Genomic DNA, 548 nt, shown 5'->3' with positions numbered 1-548 from the left:
CCTGAAGCGGGGCGGATATGACCATCGCCGCCGCCTCGAGTCAAGGCACCTCGGGCATTGGGCCTGCGCGCAGCGCGCCGAGCCGCTAGACTGCCCCACCCTTTTCCCGGAGACGGCCATGACTCGAATCGCTTACGCCCGCGTCCTGTTCAGCGGGCCGGGCCTGTCCCGTGGCGCACTGGCCCAGAGCCTGCGCCAGCGCGCCGAAGCCCTGCTCGGCGAGGCCCATCTGCACGACAGCGAGCAGGACCCCGAGGCCTTCTGGCAGGCGGTGGCGGATGCACCACGGCCGCTGCTGGTGGTCGACCTGGAACCCCGCGCCGATGCCATGCACCGTGACTGGCTACGCCAGCGCATCGCCGAGCGCGGCAACGGTGAAGCCGTCTTCGTGGTGTGCAGCGCCCTCGAGGACGCCTGGCTGGACGGCCTGGCCGCACTGCTCGAACAGACCGGCCGCCACCTGCCCTGCCAGGACGTGCCAGCCCTGCCCGAGCAGCACCCCTGGTCGCAGATTCCGCCGCACAGCCAGCGCCTGCTGCTGTGCAACG

At 71.5% G+C, this 548-nt stretch carries 1 protein-coding gene; it reads left to right on the top strand.

Annotation, left to right across the window (positions count from 1 at the left end):
- Positions 1 to 118: 118 nt before the first annotated feature.
- Positions 119 to 548: hypothetical protein (locus J0A65_RS25405; RefSeq protein ID WP_206596996.1), on the top strand; the 430-nt coding region annotated here is incomplete at its 3' end.

Source organism: Bowmanella yangjiangensis, assembly GCF_017255015.1.
Taxonomy (GTDB): Bacteria; Pseudomonadota; Gammaproteobacteria; order Enterobacterales; family Alteromonadaceae; genus Bowmanella; species Bowmanella yangjiangensis.
This window is presented reverse-complemented; position numbering and strand designations above follow the sequence as displayed.